Consider the following 21,202-nt stretch of genomic DNA (forward strand, 5'->3'; position numbering starts at 1 on the left):
CCTATTGACGAGCTTTTAACTATTACGACTGTGACCAATTAAGCCGCTCAATGGGATATTTTACTGTACCAATTTTACCTAGAAAGCCACACGGATAGCGCAATTTCCTCGATTTTTCAAGCTTTGACCCCATATCTGCGATCGCGTATAGTAAGTGATCTGTGAATTTTCCCAAAACCAATCAGACTTGACCTATGGTTCGAGAGCTTGAGCGAGTAATCCAGACGAGCCGGTTTCCTGAAACGGCACCGGCTGCGAATCCTGTATTTTTTAGGACGTACAGCCGTCGCACCCAATCGGGGCGCGAGACTTGGGATGAAGTGTGCGATCGCACGATTAGGGCGTTGACGAAGCTTGGCAAGCTCACCCCTGAAGAAGCTGACACGATCGATCGCATGCAGCGCCAGATGAAAGCTCTTGCCTCCGGACGTTGGCTGTGGGTGGGCGGCAGCGAGTGGATTGAAAGACCCGAAAACTTCTCAGGAGCCTACAACTGCACCAGTACCAATGTAGTAGACTGGCGTGCCTTCGGTCTGATGATGGACTTGGCAATGATGGGGTGTGGCACTGGAGCCGTTCTCGAACCAAAATACATTAATCAACTGCCACGAATTCGCAATCGCCTTGTGGTGATGGTACAAGGTGAGATTGGCTCTACTCCTGCGTTGCAGCGCCGCGAACTGACAGAAGTGAAAGTAGAGGGCGAAAAAGTCAAAATTTACGTCGGAGACAGTCGCCAAGGCTGGGTTAAGTCTTATCAAACTTTGCTGGAATTATCGAGCGATGAGCGCTTCACAGCAGAAGTACAGGTATCCATCGACCTCAGCGATGTCCGAGCAGCTGGAGAACCCCTCAAAGGCTTTGGTGGCGTTGCCAATCCGGTGAAGTTGTCAGGTCTTTACGAACGTTGCGCGTCAATTTTAAATAAAGCTCTAGGAAGGCGTCTGAATTCGGTTGAGTGCTGTTTATTAATAGATGAAGCCGCCGTTGTCGTGGTTGCTGGCAACGTCAGGCGCTCAGCTGGAATGAGGCAAGGTTCTAGCGATGATGAAAAATTTGCCGACGCGAAAGGCAATCTTTGGCAGCAAGATGAAAACGGCAACTGGCGCATCGATCCAGAACGGGATGCGCTTCGCATGGCAAATCACACTAGAGTTTTCCACCACAAACCCACTCTAGAAGAATGCCTTGCCTCTGTTCGTCAGCAGCATTATTCCGGGGAAGGCGCAATTCAATGGGCAGGAGAAGCAGTAGCAAGAGCCAACTGCGATCTATTAGAAACCCCTGAGCTGAAAACTGATTTTCTGCAAGCTTATAGTCAAGGTAGCGCTGAACAGTGGTTAGGAGAACACTACCCCCACCTATCTCCTGATGAGATAGAGCATCGATTAGCTCGTGTTGGTTTGAATCCTTGCGGTAGCTTAGATTTTGCCGCCTAACCTGGGAACAGGTTAGATAGTCAGAGGGTGAATTGCTGGAAGCCTAAACACCCAAAAAGGTGCAAGGTAATCAGCAGCCAAGCTCCAGATGTAAGGCAGGTAGCCCCAGAGCTGGAGAAGGTTCAGAGACTAGACCTGCGGGAAACCAATAATGGTCAGATAGCGCCCTCCACCTAGACCAGGTGAAGATATAGTCCGAGACCACTAGAAATAGTGGATAACAAAACCGGAAATCATCGGCTCAAACTTCCACTGCAACCTTTCGGAAGTTCATCTCAATCAAATTGACCCGCACAACTATAAAGAACAAGAGGAAGCTTTCACGGCTGGAGCATTATCAGTCGCCTCACTGCTCAATCACGAATTTGCCGAAGAGCGCTATCGAAAGTCACGGGAACTCGATCCAATTGTGGGAGTTTCTTTCACAGGATTATTTGATTTCTTTGTGAATGCCTTTGGTGTGGATTGGTTGCGCTGGTGGGAAGCAGGGAGACCGGAAACAGAGGCAGGACTAAGCTTTAAGAAACAGGAGCAGGAATATCTGACGCGCTGGCGGGAAACAGTGCATCAAGTAGTGTGGGATTATTGCGATCGCCACGGCATCAAACGCCCCAACCGCTGCACCACGGTTCAGCCTTCCGGGACAAAATCCTTGCTGACAGGCGCTTCACCGGGCTGGCATCCGCCAAAAGCTCAACGTTTTCTGCGCCGGATCACCTTCAGAAAGAATGACCCAGTTGCTCTGGCGTGTATTGACTACGGGTACAACGTGATTCCGTCTCAGTCTGATAAAGATGAAAACGGCAATCTCCTGAACGATCCCTTCGATCCCAGATGCTCGGAATGGCTGGTAGAAATCCCCGTTGCTGTCGCTTGGGCGGATTTACCGGGAGCCGATCAAATCGAGATTGGCAAGTTTAACGCGATCGCGCAAATGGATTTTTATATGCAAGTTCAAAAATTCTTTGTGCGTCACAACACCTCCGCGACCATCGAGTTGCGCGAGAGCGAGATCGAAGCGTTAGGCACTCGGATTTACGAAGCAATCCGAGACGATGAGGGTTACATCTCAGCAGCACTTCTAGCTCGCTTCGACGATCATCAGACGTTTCCGCGCTTGCCGTTTGAGCCAATCGCCAAAGAGCAGTATGAGCAGATAGTTCAGGAAGTCGAAAAGCGACGCCAGACCGAAAATTTTCATGCTGCCTTAAGTCGCTACGATTCAGGCTATTTGATGGAAGTCGGTCCCGCTGGGTGCGACTCGGATAAGTGCTTATTCTCCGACCAAAAGTCTGGCTAGAGGCGTAAACCTTGTTTTTGGGAAGAAGCGATCGCTTCTTCCCATACCACTACCCGCAATCGGACACGCTACGATCGACGGATAGACATCAGTTACTATCAGGCAGCAACAGGAGACTCTCAATGTTTCTCGATGAACTAACCCCGCTCTTTAAAGAATTCACTCAGCACCCAGGCGCTTTCTTAGGCGGATTGGTTTCTGGTTTACTCCGCATCAACCTGAATGATGACCCCGTGAAAACCTGGCTTGACGGACAGGCAGGTGTAGCTCCTTCCCCTACAGCTTCTTCCAACGGCAGTGGTAACGGCAAAGGTAGTGGCCCACAGTCAATTTCTATTGACTAACTTGGCATCGAAAGCTGAAGGAGGCTAAAGATAAAGACGGCTGGAAAGCTGGCAGCGGATCGGTCGATTTTTCTGGGAAATTTAGCCTCCCTAATCTTTGAAATTCTCCCTTGGGCAATGCCTTCTGAGCCACTGCTAAAAGTCAGGGAATTTTAATAATTAGAGAACCCCTCAGCGTGTATCCTAGATACTCTCCCACAATGAAATTAGTAGGCTATGATAGGACGAAACCTAAAAGTTCAGTCCTATTAATGGTCGGATTTGGGACTCGTGCAGCCACATTTGTGGGCTGGGTTGATGAAAATTCACCATTGGTAAATAACTCTTGACCTGGCATTATGGGTCACATCTAGCCATCTAGGGGTTCTGAACTTTAGTTCCTCGTTCAGCTTTATCGATCCACATGACCATTTACGTTGGAAACCTGTCTTACCAAGCGACCGAAGAAGATTTGACAGCAGTCTTTGCAGAGTACGGCGCGGTGAAGCGAGTTGTCTTACCGACAGACCGCGAAACGGGACGTATGCGCGGATTTGCTTTTGTTGAAATGACAGATGATGCCCAAGAAGACGCAGCCATCACCGAATTAGATGGGGCTGAATGGATGGGCCGTCAGCTTAGAGTGAATAAAGCACGACCCAAGGAGGACGATCGCGGCGGCGCGAGGCGAAGCAGATTTTAAGGAGAGATAGGGCGAAATCAGCACGGTTGTTTGAAAAACACTCCTGAAAAAGGACAACCGTGCTGGTTTTGTCGCGCATTGCCAGCGGTTCTCAACACCGAGCAGAATTGATGCTGATGGCTCACACAAGAGACGAGTCGTGGCGGTGGAGAATCCGGCGGCTCGTTAAGTTCCTAAGTTAAGTCTCTAAGCTGGTAGAGCGAAACAGAAAGCTTCGCGAGCGCAGATTGCTCTGTTCAATATTTCTACACCGCGATCGCAGAACTTTAGCCGTTTAGTCTCCCAGGCAAATCCCCAAACCTCTAGCAGTTTTGACCAGAGTATCGTTAGTATCTACGGCTCTGTATTGTCCAATCGCTTCAGCAATTGGCACACTGACAATTTCGCGGTTTTGCCAGGTAACAACGCGATCGTACTTTTCCTCAGCAATCAGATCGACAGCCGCCACCCCAAAGGCAGTTGCCAGTAACCGATCCAGAGGCGAAGGCAGTCCCCCTCGCTGAACATGACCTAAAACAGTCACGCGAGTTTCTGCACCACTGGCAATCGAAATCTCCTCCGCCAAGTACTGCCCGATTCCGCCTAATCGACATTCGCCGAATCGATCCATATTCTTAACTGGATTGCCTTCAGCCGTGCAAACCGCCTCTGAGACAATGACGATCGAGAAATTCTTTCCCATCGCTTGACGATTCCGAATTTTGCGACAGACATTTTCAATGGTGTAAGGAATTTCTGGGATCAAGATCACATTGGCTCCCCCGGCGATCCCCGCATTCAGGGCAATATGACCGGCATCGCGCCCCATCACTTCCAGGATCATGACTCGATTGTGGCTAGCCGCAGTAAAGTGCAATCGGTCGAGGGCTTCGGTGGCGATGTTGACGGCGGTATCAAATCCGATAGAACGCTCAGTGCTACCAACATCGTTATCAATGGTTTTAGGAATCCCGACTAAGTTGATCCCGCCTTGTTGCGCGAGTTTTCGGAGAATCGCTAAACTGCCGTCCCCACCAACTCCAATTAAAGCTGACAAGCCTAGTTGATGGTAGCCCTCAATAATATCTTCGGAGCGATCGCGCAAACTTCCATCCGCCATTGGAAACGCAAAGGGATTTCCTTTGTTCGTCGTTCCCAGCACTGTACCGCCCATCGTGAGCAAGTGGTCTACCTTATCAAACTCCAGCTTGATTGCTTCTGGCGGACTGCTCATTAAGCCCAACGTAGACCGGCAAATCCCCCACACTTCCCAGCCGTACTTACCATTTGCACAGCGGACAACTGCCCGAATCACAGCATTTAGCCCCGCACAGTCACCCCCACTGGTCAGGATTCCGATCCGTTTGTATTCTCCCATCTTGTTTTTTTGGATTGCGAGCGGTAATTATCTAATTTCAGCCTTGTTGCCTTTTAGACAATAAAGCGCGTCTAAAGATTTTATTTCTTTAGTTGATATAAAGTTAAACACCATCCTGAGAAATGGCTCCCTAAGATAGAAGGTAGAGCGACCAGGTCTTGATATGTTGGGGCAGTAGCTCAATGAGAGCTGCCCTGTTAACAAAGCATTTATTGAAAGGGAGGACGAAAACTATGTCCAACGTGGAACAGCCTTTCGTCGTTCAGGAACAAGCCCTAGATCGCGACTGCACAACGCTATCTCGTCACGTTTTGCAGCAACTCCACAGCTTTTCGGCAGATGCCCAGGACTTGAGCGCGATTATGAATCGCATTGCCCTCGCGGCAAAGTTGATTGCGCGACGACTCAGCAGGGCAGGATTACTCGAAGGCGTGCTGGGATTTACGGGTGATGTGAATGTGCAAGGGGAATCCGTCAAAAAGATGGATGTCTATGCCAATGACGTATTTATCTCGGTATTTAAGCAAAGCGGTTTAGTCTGCCGTTTGGCATCCGAGGAAATGGAGAAGCCTTACTATATTCCTGAAAATTGCCCAATCGGGCGCTATACCCTGCTCTATGACCCGATTGATGGCTCCTCGAATGTAGATATCAATATCAACGTGGGTTCCATCTTCGCAATTCGCCAACAAGAAGGAACGGATGAAAATCAAACCGGCGGTGATTTATTGCAAAACGGGCGCAAACAAATCGCCGCAGGTTATGTGCTATACGGGCCTAGCACGATGCTGGTTTATTCGATTGGTACGGGGGTTCATGCTTTCACCCTCGATCCCAGCTTAGGCGAGTTTATCCTTTCAAGTGAAAACATTCAGATTCCCAATCACGGCTCTATTTATAGTGTCAATGAGGGAAATTTCTGGCAGTGGGAAGAACCCTTGCGAGACTATATCCGCTATGTTCATCGACAGGAAGGCTATACGGCTCGATACGGCGGGGCGCTGGTGGGCGATATTCACCGGATTCTCTTCCAAGGAGGTGTTTTCCTTTACCCCGGTACTGTGAAAAAACCAGAAGGAAAATTGCGGTTGCTGTATGAATCGGCTCCCTTAGCCTTTTTAATAGAGCAAGCCGGGGGTCGAGCAAGTACGGGTACGCAAGAGATTTTGGACGTAGTGCCAAATGCCCTTCATGCGCGATCGCCATTGCTGATCGGTAGCAAAGAAGATGTCACCTTGGTGGAATCTTTTATTCAGAAACGGGCATGGGATGAGGATAAAAACGCGATCGCGCGATCGCGCGTGCCTCAATAAGGTTTTGCTTTCTTGAAAAATTCCCGCATTGACCTTTCAAGCTGCTCAACGGGAACATTCTCGATCTAGCGTTACAAAGACAATTGTTAGGAGCCAAAAAATGACAGATATGCCAAACAATCATCTATTAGAGATCAAACAATACGGTCAGAGTATCTGGATGGATAACTTGACCCGTGATTTGATTCAAAGCGGCGAACTCAAAGATATGGTTGAGAATAAAGGGATCTGCGGGATCACCTCTAATCCAGCCATCTTTGAAAAAGCGATCGCTGGAAATGCCATCTACGACGCCGATATTGAAGCCGGGATCAAAGCTGGATTGCCCGTTGAGAAAATTTACGAATCCTTGGTGTTTGAGGATATCCGCAATGCCTGCGACATCCTCCGCCCTGTCTATGACTCCTCTGAAGGTCTGGATGGGTACGTCAGTATTGAAGTACCGCCAAACATCGCCCACGACACCCAAGGCACGATTGAGGAAGCTCGGCGTTATTACCAAGAAATCGGTAAAGATAACGTCATGATCAAGATTCCCGGCACTACGGCAGGTTTGCCAGCCGTCGAGCAAGTCATCTCAGAGGGGATCAACGTCAACGTGACGCTGCTATTCTCCGTTGAGAGCTATGTTGAGACCGCTTGGGCTTACATTCGCGGCTTAGAAAAGCGGGCAGCGGAAGGCAAAGACATCAGCAGAATCTCCTCGGTAGCGAGTTTCTTCCTTAGCCGCATCGATATTAATATTGATGCTCGTATTGATGCCATGCTGAAAGCAGGCGTGGATAGAATCGAGAAAAAGGCAGAACTGACGGCAATTAAGGGCAAAATCGCGATCGCTAACGCCAAAATTGCCTACCAGAAGTACAAAGAGATCGTTAAGAGCGATCGCTGGAAAGCCCTATCAGCAAAAGGTGCAAATGTCCAGCGGTTGTTGTGGGCAAGTACCAGCACCAAAGACCCCAGCTACAGCGATGTCATGTATGTGGATGAGCTGGTTGGCCCAGACACAGTAAACACCTTGCCACCGAATACCATCGAAGCCTGCGCCGACCACTGCGACGTTGCTTCTCGCATTGAAACTGGGGTGGAAGAAGCCTATCAGCTGATTGAAAGTCTCAAAGACCCCGACATCGACATCAATCTAGACGAAGTGATGGACGAATTGCTAGTCGAAGGAATTGAGAAATTTGTGAAGCCCTTTGAATCTCTAACCGCATCCTTGGAAGAGAAAATCAAACATCTGCAACCCGTGTAAGAAAGTTTTGAGTTTTGAGTGCTGAGTTTTAAGTTAAGAAAGGGATCTGATAATTCAAAGTTATCAATTCAGCTAGGAATTTAAAACTCAAAGCTCAAAACTCAAAATTCAAAATTCAAGATTCAAAATTCAAAACTATCCTTCTATGGTCACACTGCTAGAAAATCCTTTACGTGTTGGGTTGCGGCAGGAACGGATACCAGAGCCGCAGATATTGGTAATCTTCGGGGCATCCGGAGACTTGACGCAACGGAAGCTCGTGCCAGCTCTCTATCAGATGAAGCTGCAACGACGCCTGCCAGCGGAAATGACCATTGTCGGCGTCGCGCGTCGGGAGTGGAGCCACGACTACTTCCGGGAGCAGATGCGCGAGGGGATCGAAGAATTTAGCGATGGGATTGGCTCAGAAGAACTCTGGCACGACTTCGCCCAAGGTCTATACTACTGCCCTGGTGATATTGACAAGCCCGAAAGTTACCAGAAGCTGAAAGCCTTCTTAGCAGAATTGGATGGTCAGCGCGGAACGCGAGGAAACCGCGTATTTTACCTCTCCGTTTCTCCAAATTTCTTCCCAGAAGCGCTTCGCCAATTGGGTACGGCGGGCATGCTCGATGACCCACTGAAAACCCGTCTGGTGATTGAAAAACCTTTTGGACGGGATCTCAACTCCGCCCAAGCCCTAAACCGCGTAGTGCAGCAGGTTTGCCAAGAAAAACAGGTTTACCGCATCGACCACTATCTGGGTAAAGAAACGGTTCAGAATCTCCTGGTTTTCCGTTTCGCTAATGCAATTTTTGAGCCGATTTGGAACCGACAGTTTGTCGATCACGTTCAAATTACGGTGGCAGAAACCGTAGGCGTCGAAGACCGTGCCGGATACTACGAAAGCTCCGGAGCCTTGCGGGATATGATGCAGAACCACCTGATGCAGACTTTCTGCCTCACGGCAATGGAACCGCCCAATTCCCTAGATGCCGATAGTATCCGCACCGAAAAAATGAAGGTTCTGCAAGCAACTCACCTGGCAGACGTGCATAACCTGGAATTATCAGCGGTTAGGGGTCAATACTCTGCTGGGTGGATGAAGGGTAAGCCGGTGCCTGGATATCGAGAAGAACCGGGGGTCAATCCCAACTCCACAACGCCAACTTATGTAGCGATGAAGCTGCTAATTGATAACTGGCGCTGGCAAGGAGTTCCTTTCTATATGCGAACCGGCAAGCGGCTACCCAAGAAGGTCAGCGAGATTTCCATCCACTTCCGCGAAGTTCCTTTCTTAATCTTTCAATCTGCCGCCCAGCAAGCAAGTCCGAATGTGCTGACGATGCGGATTCAGCCGAATGAAGGAATTTCTCTGCGTTTTGAAGCCAAAATGCCGGGAACAGAACTGCGGACGCGCTCGGTAGATATGGACTTTAGCTATGGTTCCTCGTTTGGGATGGCAACGTCCGATGCTTATGACCGGCTGTTAATCGACTGTATGCTAGGCGACCAAACTTTGTTCACGAGAGCTGATGAAGTGGAAGAAGCGTGGCGTGTTGTAACACCGGCATTAAACGCTTGGGAAGCAAGCACTGACCCAGCATCGGTTCCCCAGTATGAAGCGGGAACCTGGGAGCCAGAGGAAGCAGAATTCTTGATTAATCAAGATGGACGCCGCTGGCGCAGATTGTAGTTGGGTTATGGGTAATCGGTAATGGGTAATCAGAGTTGTAAGTATTGAGTTTGAAGTTAGAAGAAACTCTTCCATTCAAAACTCAGACGCAATAAATCGCGTCTCTACAACTTAAAACTTTTTACCAATTACCTTTTTACCAATTACCAATTACCTTTTTACCAATTACCTTTTCCTCAATCACTGAATATGGCAACACAATCTCTTCCGATTGTTTCAATACAACCGCCCAAAGATGTCTCAATGACAGAAATTGAGGCGGAACTGCATCAAATTTGGCAAAGCTACAATAGCGACAATGATAATGGCGAGTCTCCGATGGCTACGCGGGCAACCACATTTACTTTTGTGGTTTACGAACCGGAGGAAACTCAGCAGCTGTTAGCAGCTTTAGGATTTTACAAAGGCCCGATCGATGGAATTGATGGCCCGCTGACAGAGGCGGCGATCAAGACGGCTCAGAAAGCTTATGGACTGCCAGTAACGGGCAAGACGGATGCCGGAATCCTCGACCGACTGCGAGTAGAGCAAGCAAAGAAGCGCTCCGATGGGAATACAAAAGAGGCAGATGCCAGTAATGGTCAGCAGTCTTCCTCAGATAGCTTTAGAATTGCGGATGCGATCGCTGCCGCTAACCCCTGTCGCATCATTGCTTTATGCCCCGTCTCTGGGGAAGATGAAGGCGTGACTGCCCAAGTCTCAGCCTATTGCCCGATTCAAAAGCAAAGTCATAATACGCTAATCTGCTGCGAATACATTACTCTGCAAGGCACTGCCGAAGCTTTGGAACGCATCGGTGGGATTGTGAGTGGGCTGCTAATCGGCGGTCTACCTAAGTTTCTCTGGTGGAAGGGTACGCCCGATCCCAATGATGCTCTGTTTAAGCGGCTGGCAGCAGTCTGCAATTCTGTGATCGTTGACTCCTGTGTTTTCAACGAACCACAGGATGATTTACTGCGGGTACAAACCCTTCTGGAACAAGGCATTCCGGTTGCCGACCTCAATTGGCGTCGGCTGGCGCCGTGGCAAGAATTAACCGCTGAAGCTTTCGATCCACCAGAGCGCCGCGAGGCTCTTAAGGAAGTGGATAAGGTGACGATTAATTATGAAAAGGGCAATCCTGACCAAGCATTGATGTTTATTGGTTGGCTGGCGAGCCGGTTGCAGTGGCACCCCGTTTCATATACCAAAGAAGGCGGTGATTATGACATCAAGCGGATTGAATTTGTTGCTCCCGATCAGCGGACAATAGAAGCGGAGTTGGCAGGGATTCCTACTGCTGACTGGGGCGATATACCGGGTGACTTGATTGCGCTACGTCTGAGTTCGACGAACCTGGATGCAGACTGTTGTACGGTTTTGTGTTCCGAAACGACGGGTTGTATGCGGATGGAGGCAGGTGGTGGTGCCCAAGCTTGCCGGATTCAACAGGTAACGCCGATGTCTGACCAAAAAGCTGAGTTCTTGTTAAGTCAGCAGTTGCGGCGTTGGAGTCGAGATATGCTTTACGTAGAAAGTATGGCGATCACGGCGGCAATTCTCAAATTAGCGATCGCAAATGGCTAATCGCGAATTGTTCATTGTTCATCGCAACTGTTCATCGCAAGATAGATGAACGATGAACAACAAGCAATGAGTAAATATGGCTTTAGCGATCGCCGGAGAACGCAGCGGGGTGGGCAAAACGACAGTTACGCTCGCCCTGCTGTCGTCTTTATGTCGTCGGAGTTACCAGATTCAATCTTTTAAAGTAGGGCCAGATTACATCGACCCGATGTTTCACACGTACGTGACTGGTCGTGCTTGCCGGAATTTAGACCCGGTACTGACCTCTGAAACTTACGTGCAGCAGTCTTTTCTTGCTCATCGTTACGGAAGCGACTATGCCCTCGTGGAAGGGGTCATGGGGCTATTTGACGGAGTCAAGAGAATTCAGAATGAAAAGTTAAATCTTGAGCGAGAAACGGAAAATTTTGCACTCAGCACTGACTTTGGAAGTACGGCTCATATTGCGCGGCTTTTGGATTTACCCGTGCTGTTGGTGTTAGATTGCAGCCGGTTATCTGGTTCGGTGGCAGCGATCGCTCATGGCTATCGTTCTTTTGACTTTAGAATCAAGATTGCTGGAGTAGTGTTAAATCGGGTGGGAAGCGATCGCCACCTGCAACTTCTCAAAGAAGCTCTAGAACCTTTGCAGTTGCCCATTCTAGGAATTTTGCGGCGGCAAGAGAATATCAGCATTCCCGACCGGCATCTGGGCTTGGTGCCCACCGCAGAGCTGTCTCAGATGGACGCTTTAATCGATCGGCTTGCCGATTTGGGAGACAGTTGCTTTGAGTGGGAACACCTCTTGCCGCTTCTCAAGGTAGAACAAAGGCAACAAATAGAATTAATTCATCCTTCATCCCAGCCTTCACGGGATATCCTCGATCCCTTAAGAATTGCTGTTGCCCGCGATCGCGCTTTTAGCTTCTATTACCAAGACAATCTAGATATACTTGCATCCCTGGGAGCAGAATTGGTGTTTTGGAGTCCGCTGACGGACAAAAGCTTACCAGAAGGCATCCAAGGATTATATTTTGGGGGTGGTTTCCCGGAAGTTTTTGCCCAAAACTTGGCTGAAAATACCGCGACTCGTGATGCAGTGCGGAAGGCTATTTTGGCGGGAATGCCCACTTATGCCGAGTGTGGCGGTTTAATGTATTTGTCTGAAAAAATTGTAGATTTTGAGGAAAATTCTTACCCAATGGTAGGAGTTTTACCAACCATAGCCGCCATGAGTTCGCGCCTGAGTTTAGGGTATCGGCAAGCGATCGCGCTGCAAGAAAGTCCCCTCCTCCCGGCTGGGGGAAGCGTTTGGGGGCATGAGTTTCACCGTTCTCACTTAACTGAGCAACCGGAAGCGCCGCTATTTCAAATTCGGGGGTGCGATCCCAAGAGTCCTGTTACCAGTGAGGGATGGGCAATGCATCACGTTCATGCTTCCTACGTCCATCTTCATTTTGGCGGCTGTCCGGAGATTCCGGCTCGATTTCTAAAGCATTGTCTTCGTTTTTCCCTAGCGGGGAAGGAGTCAAGCGAAACGTAAATTGACGGATGGAACCGACAGGTTGGCGCTAGGCTGACGCCTCACTTCGCTCTTTTCATGCCCAAAGGGCTGTACGCGATCGCGACTTGTGTCTGCAATGCTTGAGCGTGTAGTAGCCTGCGATCGCAACTGTCACTCTTGTTTGTTTCTTCTGCGTTCAGCTGATGTAAGCTTTAGCTAACTTACGCTAGCCCCTTTCGGCGGACGATTGCTATGTCTTCTGAACAGTTTCAAGCAGCACACGACAGCATTTACATCACAGGTAGGCTACTCTTACAGTCCCTTCAAGAAATTCGAGCAACACGCGAAGGGGAGGAAGACGATACCAAGGCGTTACAACGCATCGAAAATGACATTACTAAAGCGCTATATGCTTTAAAAGAGCAGAAGTATCAAGTTGCGGTTATTGCTCCTCTGAATGCAGGCAAAAACACTTTCCTAAATGCCTTAATAGGTGCAGATATTTTGCCAAGTGAAGCTGAAGCGATTACTGCCTGCCGTACCGATATCCGACATATTGATTCTGGACAAGTGCATAGATTTCTGGAGTATCGAGAAGGACATTGGCAACCTGTTGCGATCGCTTCTGGTGATGCGGTCGAAATTGCCCAAAAATTCCTAGAGCATACTCAATCTATTCGGAATCAACATAATCCCGCTCGGACTATCCGCTTTGAAATAGAACATCCGATTGAAGCAATTAGCACGCTTTCATCTCTAGCTGGCTTTACTCTAAGCGATCTGTCTGTTGAAAATGAGCAAGCATCTATAAAATTCACCCCGACAACAGAGCAAGAACAGATAATCTTAGAAACCTTAGAAAATACCGATGTAATCTTATTTATTTTAAATGAGAATAATTTTAAAAATGATTCTGTATCCGGTTTTTTAAAAAAAATAATAGAGAACTATCGCCAAATTTTAGCAGTCAATCAAGGTAAGGTTTTCTTTATTATTAATGAGGTTGAGCCGAAAAACACACATATAGACGTTTCTGAAGTTATTGAAATCTGCAAACAAACGTTAATCGGCTTAGGTTTTCCAAGTCCGATTATCTATTCGGCAAATTCTAGAAAAGGACTTTTAGCAAAACTGATTCAAAACAGCACAGCAACTAGCAATCATACAAAAGAGTTCGTCCAAGTATTTTTAGGAAATTATATAGAAGAAACTGAGGAAGGTGAATTTAGAGTTCCCCAGCCTATAGAAGTTGCGCCAAAAGTTCTAAAAGATAGCGGAATTCCTGTTATTCAAGAAATAGTGCTTCAAACAATTATTGAAAATTCAGGTTGGAATCTCCTGAGTGGAGTTTTGGCAGAACTCAATAAAGCTGCTAAAGCAATAGAAGATTCCCTGAATACCCGTCTTGTAAGCGGGAAAGTAGAAACTGAAAATATTCAAGAAAAGGCAGCTTCCCAAAATACAGAGACGCTAACTGATGAGCCAATTCAAGCATTAGGGAATGACCTGGAGCATTTGGCAACCGAACCCCAAAAAAAGGAAGTAATTCCTCCTCGAATTGTGACAAGTTTAAAGGAACGGAAAGCTCAACTGAATGAATATATGGATGAATTAACTTTGATTCGGAAATCGTTGGATAGTTGGAAGCCAGTACAGATAATTAACTAAGCTATTAAAGAATTTGGCTAATGGATGCGCTCGCGTCTCTTCCTGGCTTTTTCTCCTTGCTTCGCAGTTCATCCCCCCAAATTTCCGGCCTTACTTAAATCTGCTTCCTGACTTTCCGCCTTATAAACGTTGATCTTGTTGTTCAGTTCGCGGATGCGACGGGACAGCAGACGAATGATATTCACTGCAATTCCTGGCGTCTCGTCAATCGCATCATACAGTTGCAACTGCGTCAGCATCAGACACTCGCAGGATTCCAAAGTCGTAATCGAAGCCGAACGCGGCTCAGCATCAAACAACGACATCTCCCCAAAGGTGGCTCCCTGATCCAAGTGAGCCAAATCCCGCCCGCCAAAATGAACCCGTACCCTACCAGAAACGACAATATAGAGCGATCGCCCCTCTTGTCCTTCGGTAAAAATCGTATGATGCGCTGGAAAGGATAGCTCATCCATCACAGAAGCCAGCCGCACCAGAAAATCATCCCGCAGTTCCTGAAAAATCGGGACGCCTCTGACAAATAATAGGCGCTCAACGCTGGTTAACATCGGAATCTAGACTCTAGACTTTGGACTTTTAGACTTTAGACTTTTAGACCTTGGACTTTAGACTTTAGACTTGAGAACAGCCCATCGTCATTAGGGTAATCATCCAGAGTCCAGAGTCTCTAGTCCCTCTATTGTCCCAGTTCTGCCATCATCTGCTGAACTTGGGCGGCGACAAGGCGATCGCGGTCATTTTTCAGGACGGGCAACATTTCCTGCAAAGCGCGGGGTGCAGCGGCTCTCAAATAAGCCAAAACCGCTTCCCGCACAAAGCCGGTGGGATGGCGCAGACACACCAGCGTCTGTTCCGGCGTCAGACTCCATTTCGCCTGACGTGCTGCATGAAAACAACACGCTAAAGGCCAGTCTGACAGAAAATGACGTAAATCCAGCAACCGACGCAGACGATCGCTCTGAATCATCGGTTGATAAGGAAACATCTCTGCCAAGTTTTGCAGTTTTTCTTTCTCCGGTCGCCGGTCAAGAATTCCCACAAGCGATCGCTTCTTAGCAATATCTAGAGTATTATCCAAAATTTCCAACCCCAGCGCGATATTCGACGGCGAATCAGATTGGAGATTAAATGCTGCTGCTTGAATCGAGCTAGCCGGATAAAGAAACTTCATGAGCAAAAAACACCGCTCAATTACATCCGACTGCTCTTCCAGAAGTGCCCGTTGTAGCAATGAAAGCGCTGATTGGTTCGCTTCTCGTGTTGAGGCGAAAAGAGACTCAATTGGCTCATCCGCTGACAAATCTACTAAAGCAGCATACAAGTGTCCGACAAACAGCATTTCCTGCTCAATCAACATTTCAACGCCGCTGCGACCTAAGCGGTCCAGAACCCCATCTATTCCGGTTTCATGGGGCATTTTGAGTAGAATCCGCAGGATGTTGCGTCGCGTAGTCCCCCAGCCGGTTTTTAGATGAGCCACCAACTGATTGAGGGCTTCCGGCGTGCCAATTTGACCCATCGCACTCCAAGCTTGTAGCCTTACCAAATCTGGTTTGTGGATATCTTGTGCTAGCTCGACCAGCATCGGAATCGCTTCATCTCCTAAACGCACAATCGCACCGAGAGCGGCTTCGCGGGTAGATTTGTAGTAAAGCCCTCGCACCAGAGCCGGATAGTATTCGTGTAAGTGGGTTGAAGAAATTACCTCTAGCAAGGCGCAGCGCACGCGCAAAGACTCATCTTGTAACAGACTAGGAATATAAAGTCGCAGTGCCTGCAAATAATCTGCCTCTCCCAGCGCTCGACAACCCATGACTCGTTCCCGTTCCCGTTGATGAGTCAGCATTCGGCGCAAGGTATTGGTCGCTTCGGCTTTCTCCGTCGGGGTACCCCGGCGCAATATTAAAGCGGCGGCGGTTCCCCGCACTACCGGGTCTACGTTTGGGCGGAGGTAGGGCTGTAACTGGCTAATATCAGGGGTTTCCTGAGTTAGCCAGATATAGCGCAGAGCGACAGCAAGAACTTCTGGATTGAGTTTTTGAGCAATCAGCCCCTGAACTTGGTCTAAATAAGTGGGATTCGGCGTCAGCAGCATTGCTTCTAGGCTCTGGCGCTGCAAGGCTGGAGTGAGGTGAGTCAGCAGCGGAGCAAGGATTTCGCCCACATCCTCCAAGTCGATTTGGCACAGGAGTTCGATGCAAGAGCGTTTATCTGCTTCCGTACCTGGTTTCTCCAGTGTTTCGACGACAGCACGCTTGAGGACTCGCAGATCGACATCTGATACGCTTAAGCGTTCTCCTTGAGCGCTCTGAACCAGCAAGCCGACATAGCTCGATCGGAGCAGGAAAACAATTAACAGCCAGAGGAGGGCAAAAATAATAATAACGGCGACAAACACCCAACTTTGGACCGATCGCAGCGAGTTCTCCGACAGGTTGTGAAAGGCAAAGGCTAACAAGCTGATGATGCCTAAAATCCCCGCTCCAGTAAATCCTGTGGAGAGGGATTCGGCAATGCCCCGCACCTGAGCCATGATTGAGCTGCGAATGTTATCGGGGAGCGGTTGGAATAGAACCGGCCCAAGGGCAGCCATGAGGGTATAGCGCAGCAGTTCGTCTATAAATTTGAGGAAGATCAGACCTAGAAAAAAGCCTGTAATCCCAGTGAGAGCAACCAAGCTAAGAATAATAATTGCCACAGGCAACAACATAGCGGCAACAAATACTCCCAGCCGTTCGATGGCACGACTGGAGATAAACCACTGGGTTGCTAGTTCGCATAAACCCACGATGCCGCTAAACAAACCGAGGAAGCTGGCAATTTCCTTGCTATCAAAGTTCAGCTCTAATTGACTCAGATACTGAAAATCGATTAACAAAAACAGAATCTGCCCAACGATGAAGAAGCCAAATAAGGGGATGACGTAGCGCTGTAAGGGGCCTCTCAGACGCCTTGATGTGAAGTCGCTTTCTTGATTTAAGCTGGCTCTGACGGGAGAATCCGGAAAGGCTTGCTTATACTGCTGGGTGAGATAAAAAAGGCTACAAGCTCCCAACCCCATCATCACCACAGCAACTAGGGAAACGTTATTCAGTCCAACGGTGGCGAGGATTAGGGGGAGAGAAAAACCACTGACAACATCTGCAACGAGGATGCCACTACTAATGAGGGGATAGGTGCGCTTAATTTCCCGGATATTGAAGAGTTGATTAGCAGTAATGGAAGTGTTGAGGTCATTAAGGACGTTAATCGCTTCCACCCACAGCCGCATCAGAAAGACCGTGATGCCAGCCAAATAGACAATATCTAATCCCAAGCGGAATAGGACCAGAGGGATAACTGCAAGGGAGGCTACTAGGACAACTACCCAGCGCAAAGGCAAAATCTTTTGCATCCAGGAGTAGACAAAGCCCAGGCTCGAACCGATACCCGCTGAGAGGATATAGAACAGGGGCAATTGCTCTGCGCCATACTCTTTCAGGAAGAGGGCGACAGTACTGGCTTCTGCCCAGATGATGCCGATGGAAGTTGTGGTATAGAAAACGAACATGAATAGTGTTCGCTCTCCTTCTTCTGGACGAAGATTGACCCATTGGAGTAATCCCCGACCCCAATCGGACCAAGACCAAGCGCGATTGTTCAGTTTCATTGGTATTTTGTCCGTTGTCAGTAGTCAGTGGTCAGTTGTTTCTTGTTTGCCACTGACCACTGTTCGGGCGACGCCTGGTCTTCCCCACACCACTGACCACTGACTACTGACCGCCGACAACTGAGCTATTTTTTCGGAGACAGCAGCATCATCATGTTGCGACCTTCTTTTTTCGGAGCTTGCTGCACTTCCGCTAGTTCCTGTAAATCCGTCGCCATCCGCTTGAGCAAGTCCTCGGCTAAATCGCTGTGTTGAATTTCGCGACCTCGGAACGTAATTGTGGCTTTGACCTTATCTCCCGACTTCAGAAAGCGCTCGGCTTGATTAACACGCACTTGATAGTCATGCTCTTCAATCTTGTAGCGCATCTTCACTTCCTTGACATCAGCGGTATGCTGATTTTTCCGGGCTTCCCGCGCTTTTTTCTCCTGTTCAAATTTATACTTGCCATAGTTCATAATCCGGCAAACGGGTGGTTCTGCCTTATCGCTGAGCAGGACAAGATCCAGCTCTTTTTCTTCAGCGATGCGGATAGCCTCGTTTGGCGTCATAATTCCCAGCTGCGTGCCATCGGTGTCAATGACGCGAATTTGGGGAAAACGAATACGTTCGTTGATTTGGGGTAGATCGCGAGTGCGTCTTTTCTCAATCACAGGCATTAGGGTTATGTTTGCTCGGTTAGTTGATAAGGTTAATTTTGATAGCAGTGGGTTGTTGAATGTTTGAGCGATCGCACTAGGGCTACAGGCTGCTTCCTGGCGTTCTCAATTTCATTCCCAAAGAAACCAAGTTTTTCTTTCCTTGTATCTGCCATTCTACTGAGTATGGGAGAGTTTCTGTCTATAGTTGTTCACGTAACTTCCAAAAAGCGATCGCTCCCATCTCCCCCTCAACGACTGTTGATTGGCAATTTACGCAGACGATGTAAGTCTGGTGTTCGGGGTAGGGACTTTTTCTGTGCAGCCATACAGCATGGGTTTTGTCTAGGTTTGTTAACTTAAGTTCTCAGAAACCCTGATGAGACACGCTCTAGCAGCAAACCACTAAAATGGAAATCAACAGACAAAGATAAAGTTTATAAAACTTATTAATTTGAGGCAAAAGCGATCGTGACCCAGCATTGGCAGCATCGAATTGGCAGTCAAAGAGACTGGGTTTGGCGGGGTTGGCAGACTCGCTATACATACATCCGGGCGTCTCAACCGACACAAAAGACAACCCCCTTATTGCTGCTGCATGGATTTGGGACTTCCATTGGACACTGGCGACACAATCTAGCGGTACTTGGTCAGTCTCACACGGTTTATGCGCTAGATATGCTGGGATTTGGGGCATCCCGGAAGGCGCAGGCAGACTACAAAGTCGATCTTTGGGTAGAGCAAGTTTATGATTTCTGGCGGACTTTTATTCAGCAGCCAGTGGTATTAGTCGGAAATTCGATAGGATCGCTGGTGTGTCTGGCAGTGGCAGCCGCGCATCCAGAGATGGTGAAAGGCTTTGTGATGATGAGTTTGCCCGATCCCTCCGTGGAGGAAGAGGCAATTCCCGCCTGGTTGCGACCCGTTGTGGCAGGGGTCAAAGGTGTTGTGGCTTCACCCGTGATTCTCCAGAATGTCTTTTATCTAGTCAGGCGTCCCTCCTTCGTCCGCAAGTGGGCAGCGATCGCTTACGCTAACCCAAATGCTGTCACCGACGAACTGGTAGATATTCTGGCAGGTCCCGCTCAAGATCGGGGTTCGGCAGCAGCATTCGGTGCCATCCTTAAAGCGATGACCAGTGCTAAATTTAGCCCCAGTGTCAAAACCTTACTGCCAACCTTGAACACGCCCATGCTCTTGATTTGGGGTCGGCAAGATAAAATGATTCCTTTTAGCGTACTGGCTCGATTTAGGGATATCAACCCTAAGCTTCAGTTGGTTGAGCTGGATGCAGGTCACTGTCCCCATGACGAATGTCCAGATGAAGTTAACCAGATTATCCTCAACTGGCTTGAAACGATGCCTGAAGACCAGGTAGATAGCTCTGCTACACCCCAAAAACAGTTAGCAGTGAGTGATTAGCTTTTCGCCAAGTAGGGTGGGCACTTCCCACCCTATCGATTTTTTCTTCTAGCCTCGAATTTCTAGGCCTCTAACTTCTAGCCAATGGTGACTTGATCGGTTTGGACACCCGTGGCACCCTCCACACTCCGGGCGACCGAGACCATTTGATTGAGAATTTGCTGGCTGGGAACTTGTCCTTTTAGCACAACTGTGCCGCCGGTTTGGGCTACATAGAGCGTATTAATATCATCCAGATCCGGATCTTGATCGAAAGCTAGAGCAACCCGCTTGGCAAGTCCGCTTTGGTCATATTCTCCAGTTAATCCCACTCGCTCTGGCGGAATCGTCTCGCTGCTACTTGCAGTGCCGGTTGAGGCAGGAGCTTGAGCTGTCGGTGCTGGTACCGCATTAGTTTGTGCATTTTGCGGCTTTTCCATGCCAAAAAGTCTTTTTAACCAACCCATAGGTATTTTTGCTCCAAATTAAGCTGAACTACACCATTATTATGAAATTGCTAAATCAAGGCATCTATCAATGAAAAGATTTAAGGTTTTCCGGGGGCTAAAAATCCCTAAATATACAGAGATAGCCGTTTTTTGTAGCCAAGGGGTGCTATACAGTAACATTAAGATGTAGCTTCGTTAACGTAATTTCTGTTAACATTGCCTTCGCATACCGTGTAGGTAGTAAGTCTTTGCTAACGTACTGCTTACAACCCACGTAGCTTCTTGTAGGGAAGCAAAATATTGCTTAGCGTGTTGAAAGCAACATCGCGCCTCCGCCTGTTTTGTATAAAATGAAACATACCCTTTCAGTTTTGGTTGAAGATGAAGCTGGAGTCCTGACTCGGATTGCCGGTTTGTTTGCCCGTCGGGGATTTAATATTGAAAGCCTTGCTGTTGGACCAGCTGAACAGCTCGGAATCTCCCGGATTACGATGGTCGTGCCGGGAGATGACCGGGTGATCGAGCAACTCACCAAGCAGCTCTACAAGCTGGTGAATGTACTAAAAGTCCAGGATATAACGGATACTCCGTGTGTAGAACGAGAGCTGATGTTGCTGAAGGTGAATGCTACCAGCTCCAATCGCTCGGAAGTGATTGAACTGGCTCAGGTTTTCCGCGCTAGGGTAGTAGACATTGCGGAGGATGCGCTCACTTTAGAAGTGGTGGGAGATCCAGGCAAATTGGTGGCGATTGTTCAAGTGCTGAATAAATTTGGTTTGCGTGAAATTGCTCGCACCGGCAAAATTGCCCTTACCCGCGAGTCGGGTGTTAACACAGAGTTTCTCAAGTCTCTGGAAGCTAAGCTTTAATCGAGGTAAGGGGATTTTTCAGCTTGCTGATGCGGGAAGTAGAGAGAAGCATCAATTTTCCTCGCTCGGCGATCGCGCTTTTTATCATCTGTTCTTCTTTTCTATTCGCGCTTA

The 21,202-nt window shown here is 48.4% G+C and carries 15 protein-coding genes and 2 pseudogenes; 12 read left to right on the forward strand and 5 right to left on the reverse strand.

Translation table 11 applies throughout. The features are described from left to right. Positions 1 to 194: 194 nt before the first annotated feature. From nrdJ (NDA03_RS11155) to NDA03_RS11170, 4 genes and pseudogenes are all read left to right on the forward strand, one after another. Positions 195 to 1,424 (forward strand): annotated as a pseudogene (nrdJ, locus tag NDA03_RS11155) (ribonucleoside-triphosphate reductase, adenosylcobalamin-dependent); the annotation flags it as partial. A 244-nt stretch (positions 1,425 to 1,668) separates the two neighbouring features. Beyond that, positions 1,669 to 2,739 (forward strand): annotated as a pseudogene (gene nrdJ / locus NDA03_RS11160) (ribonucleoside-triphosphate reductase, adenosylcobalamin-dependent); the annotation flags it as partial. A 122-nt stretch (positions 2,740 to 2,861) separates the two neighbouring features. Next, entirely contained in the window at positions 2,862 to 3,083 is a 222-nt protein-coding gene (locus NDA03_RS11165) for a hypothetical protein (RefSeq protein WP_190410355.1), read from the forward strand. A 403-nt stretch (positions 3,084 to 3,486) separates the two neighbouring features. Continuing rightward, on the forward strand, positions 3,487 to 3,765 hold the full coding sequence (locus NDA03_RS11170; protein WP_190410354.1) for an RNA-binding protein: 279 nt from the start codon (positions 3,487 to 3,489) through the stop codon (positions 3,763 to 3,765). A gap of 274 nt (positions 3,766 to 4,039) precedes the next feature. On the opposite strand, the gene NDA03_RS11175 is transcribed toward NDA03_RS11170, so the two are convergent. After that, positions 4,040 to 5,122, reverse strand: a complete 1,083-nt coding sequence (locus tag NDA03_RS11175; RefSeq protein ID WP_348238047.1) for an ATP-dependent 6-phosphofructokinase — start codon at positions 5,120 to 5,122, stop codon at positions 4,040 to 4,042. Positions 5,123 to 5,355: 233 nt separating this feature from the next. Here NDA03_RS11175 and fbp point away from each other — a divergent pair, with 233 nt between their 5' ends. From fbp to NDA03_RS11205, 6 genes are all read left to right on the forward strand, one after another. Beyond that, positions 5,356 to 6,435, forward strand: coding sequence for a class 1 fructose-bisphosphatase (gene fbp, locus NDA03_RS11180; RefSeq protein WP_190410352.1), 1,080 nt, complete (start codon positions 5,356 to 5,358; stop codon positions 6,433 to 6,435). A 109-nt stretch (positions 6,436 to 6,544) separates the two neighbouring features. After that, entirely contained in the window at positions 6,545 to 7,690 is a 1,146-nt protein-coding gene (tal, locus tag NDA03_RS11185; RefSeq protein WP_190410432.1) for a transaldolase, read from the forward strand. A 145-nt stretch (positions 7,691 to 7,835) separates the two neighbouring features. Further along, the gene (zwf, locus tag NDA03_RS11190) at positions 7,836 to 9,365 is read left to right on the forward strand and encodes a glucose-6-phosphate dehydrogenase (protein WP_190526116.1); all 1,530 of its coding nucleotides are present in this window, start codon (positions 7,836 to 7,838) and stop codon (positions 9,363 to 9,365) included. A 189-nt stretch (positions 9,366 to 9,554) separates the two neighbouring features. Continuing rightward, on the forward strand, positions 9,555 to 10,931 hold the full coding sequence (gene opcA / locus NDA03_RS11195) for a glucose-6-phosphate dehydrogenase assembly protein OpcA (protein ID WP_190536033.1): 1,377 nt from the start codon (positions 9,555 to 9,557) through the stop codon (positions 10,929 to 10,931). A gap of 76 nt (positions 10,932 to 11,007) precedes the next feature. Beyond that, positions 11,008 to 12,453, forward strand: a complete 1,446-nt coding sequence (locus tag NDA03_RS11200) for a cobyrinate a,c-diamide synthase (protein WP_190536034.1) — start codon at positions 11,008 to 11,010, stop codon at positions 12,451 to 12,453. A gap of 213 nt (positions 12,454 to 12,666) precedes the next feature. Further along, the gene (locus tag NDA03_RS11205; protein ID WP_348238048.1) at positions 12,667 to 14,082 is read left to right on the forward strand and encodes a dynamin family protein; all 1,416 of its coding nucleotides are present in this window, start codon (positions 12,667 to 12,669) and stop codon (positions 14,080 to 14,082) included. A gap of 68 nt (positions 14,083 to 14,150) precedes the next feature. On the opposite strand, the gene NDA03_RS11210 is transcribed toward NDA03_RS11205, so the two are convergent. The 3 genes from NDA03_RS11210 to infC all read right to left on the reverse strand — a co-directional run bounded on the left by NDA03_RS11210 (position 14,151) and on the right by infC (position 18,390). After that, positions 14,151 to 14,630, reverse strand: coding sequence for a Crp/Fnr family transcriptional regulator (locus NDA03_RS11210; RefSeq protein ID WP_348238049.1), 480 nt, complete (start codon positions 14,628 to 14,630; stop codon positions 14,151 to 14,153). Positions 14,631 to 14,758: 128 nt separating this feature from the next. Continuing rightward, positions 14,759 to 17,731, reverse strand: coding sequence for a HEAT repeat domain-containing protein (locus NDA03_RS11215; protein ID WP_348238050.1), 2,973 nt, complete (start codon positions 17,729 to 17,731; stop codon positions 14,759 to 14,761). Between the two features lie 125 nt (positions 17,732 to 17,856). Next, complete coding sequence (infC, locus tag NDA03_RS11220; RefSeq protein WP_190429293.1) at positions 17,857 to 18,390, reverse strand: translation initiation factor IF-3; 534 nt, start codon at positions 18,388 to 18,390, stop codon at positions 17,857 to 17,859. 450 nt (positions 18,391 to 18,840) lie between these two features. On the opposite strand from infC, the gene NDA03_RS11225 reads away from it, so the two are divergent. Further along, a complete protein-coding gene (locus NDA03_RS11225; RefSeq protein WP_190429292.1) occupies positions 18,841 to 19,791 on the forward strand; it encodes an alpha/beta fold hydrolase in 951 nt (316 codons plus the stop codon). Positions 19,792 to 19,868: 77 nt separating this feature from the next. Here NDA03_RS11225 and NDA03_RS11230 read toward each other — a convergent pair whose 3' ends face one another. Further along, entirely contained in the window at positions 19,869 to 20,237 is a 369-nt protein-coding gene (locus NDA03_RS11230; RefSeq protein WP_190410343.1) for a BON domain-containing protein, read from the reverse strand. Positions 20,238 to 20,569: 332 nt separating this feature from the next. Here NDA03_RS11230 and ilvN point away from each other — a divergent pair, with 332 nt between their 5' ends. Beyond that, the gene (ilvN, locus tag NDA03_RS11235; protein ID WP_190410342.1) at positions 20,570 to 21,088 is read left to right on the forward strand and encodes an acetolactate synthase small subunit; all 519 of its coding nucleotides are present in this window, start codon (positions 20,570 to 20,572) and stop codon (positions 21,086 to 21,088) included. Positions 21,089 to 21,202 lie beyond the last annotated feature (114 nt).

It is taken from the genome of Trichocoleus sp. Lan, from assembly GCF_039961855.1.
Classification (GTDB): Bacteria; Cyanobacteriota; Cyanobacteriia; order Cyanobacteriales; family FACHB-T130; genus FACHB-T130.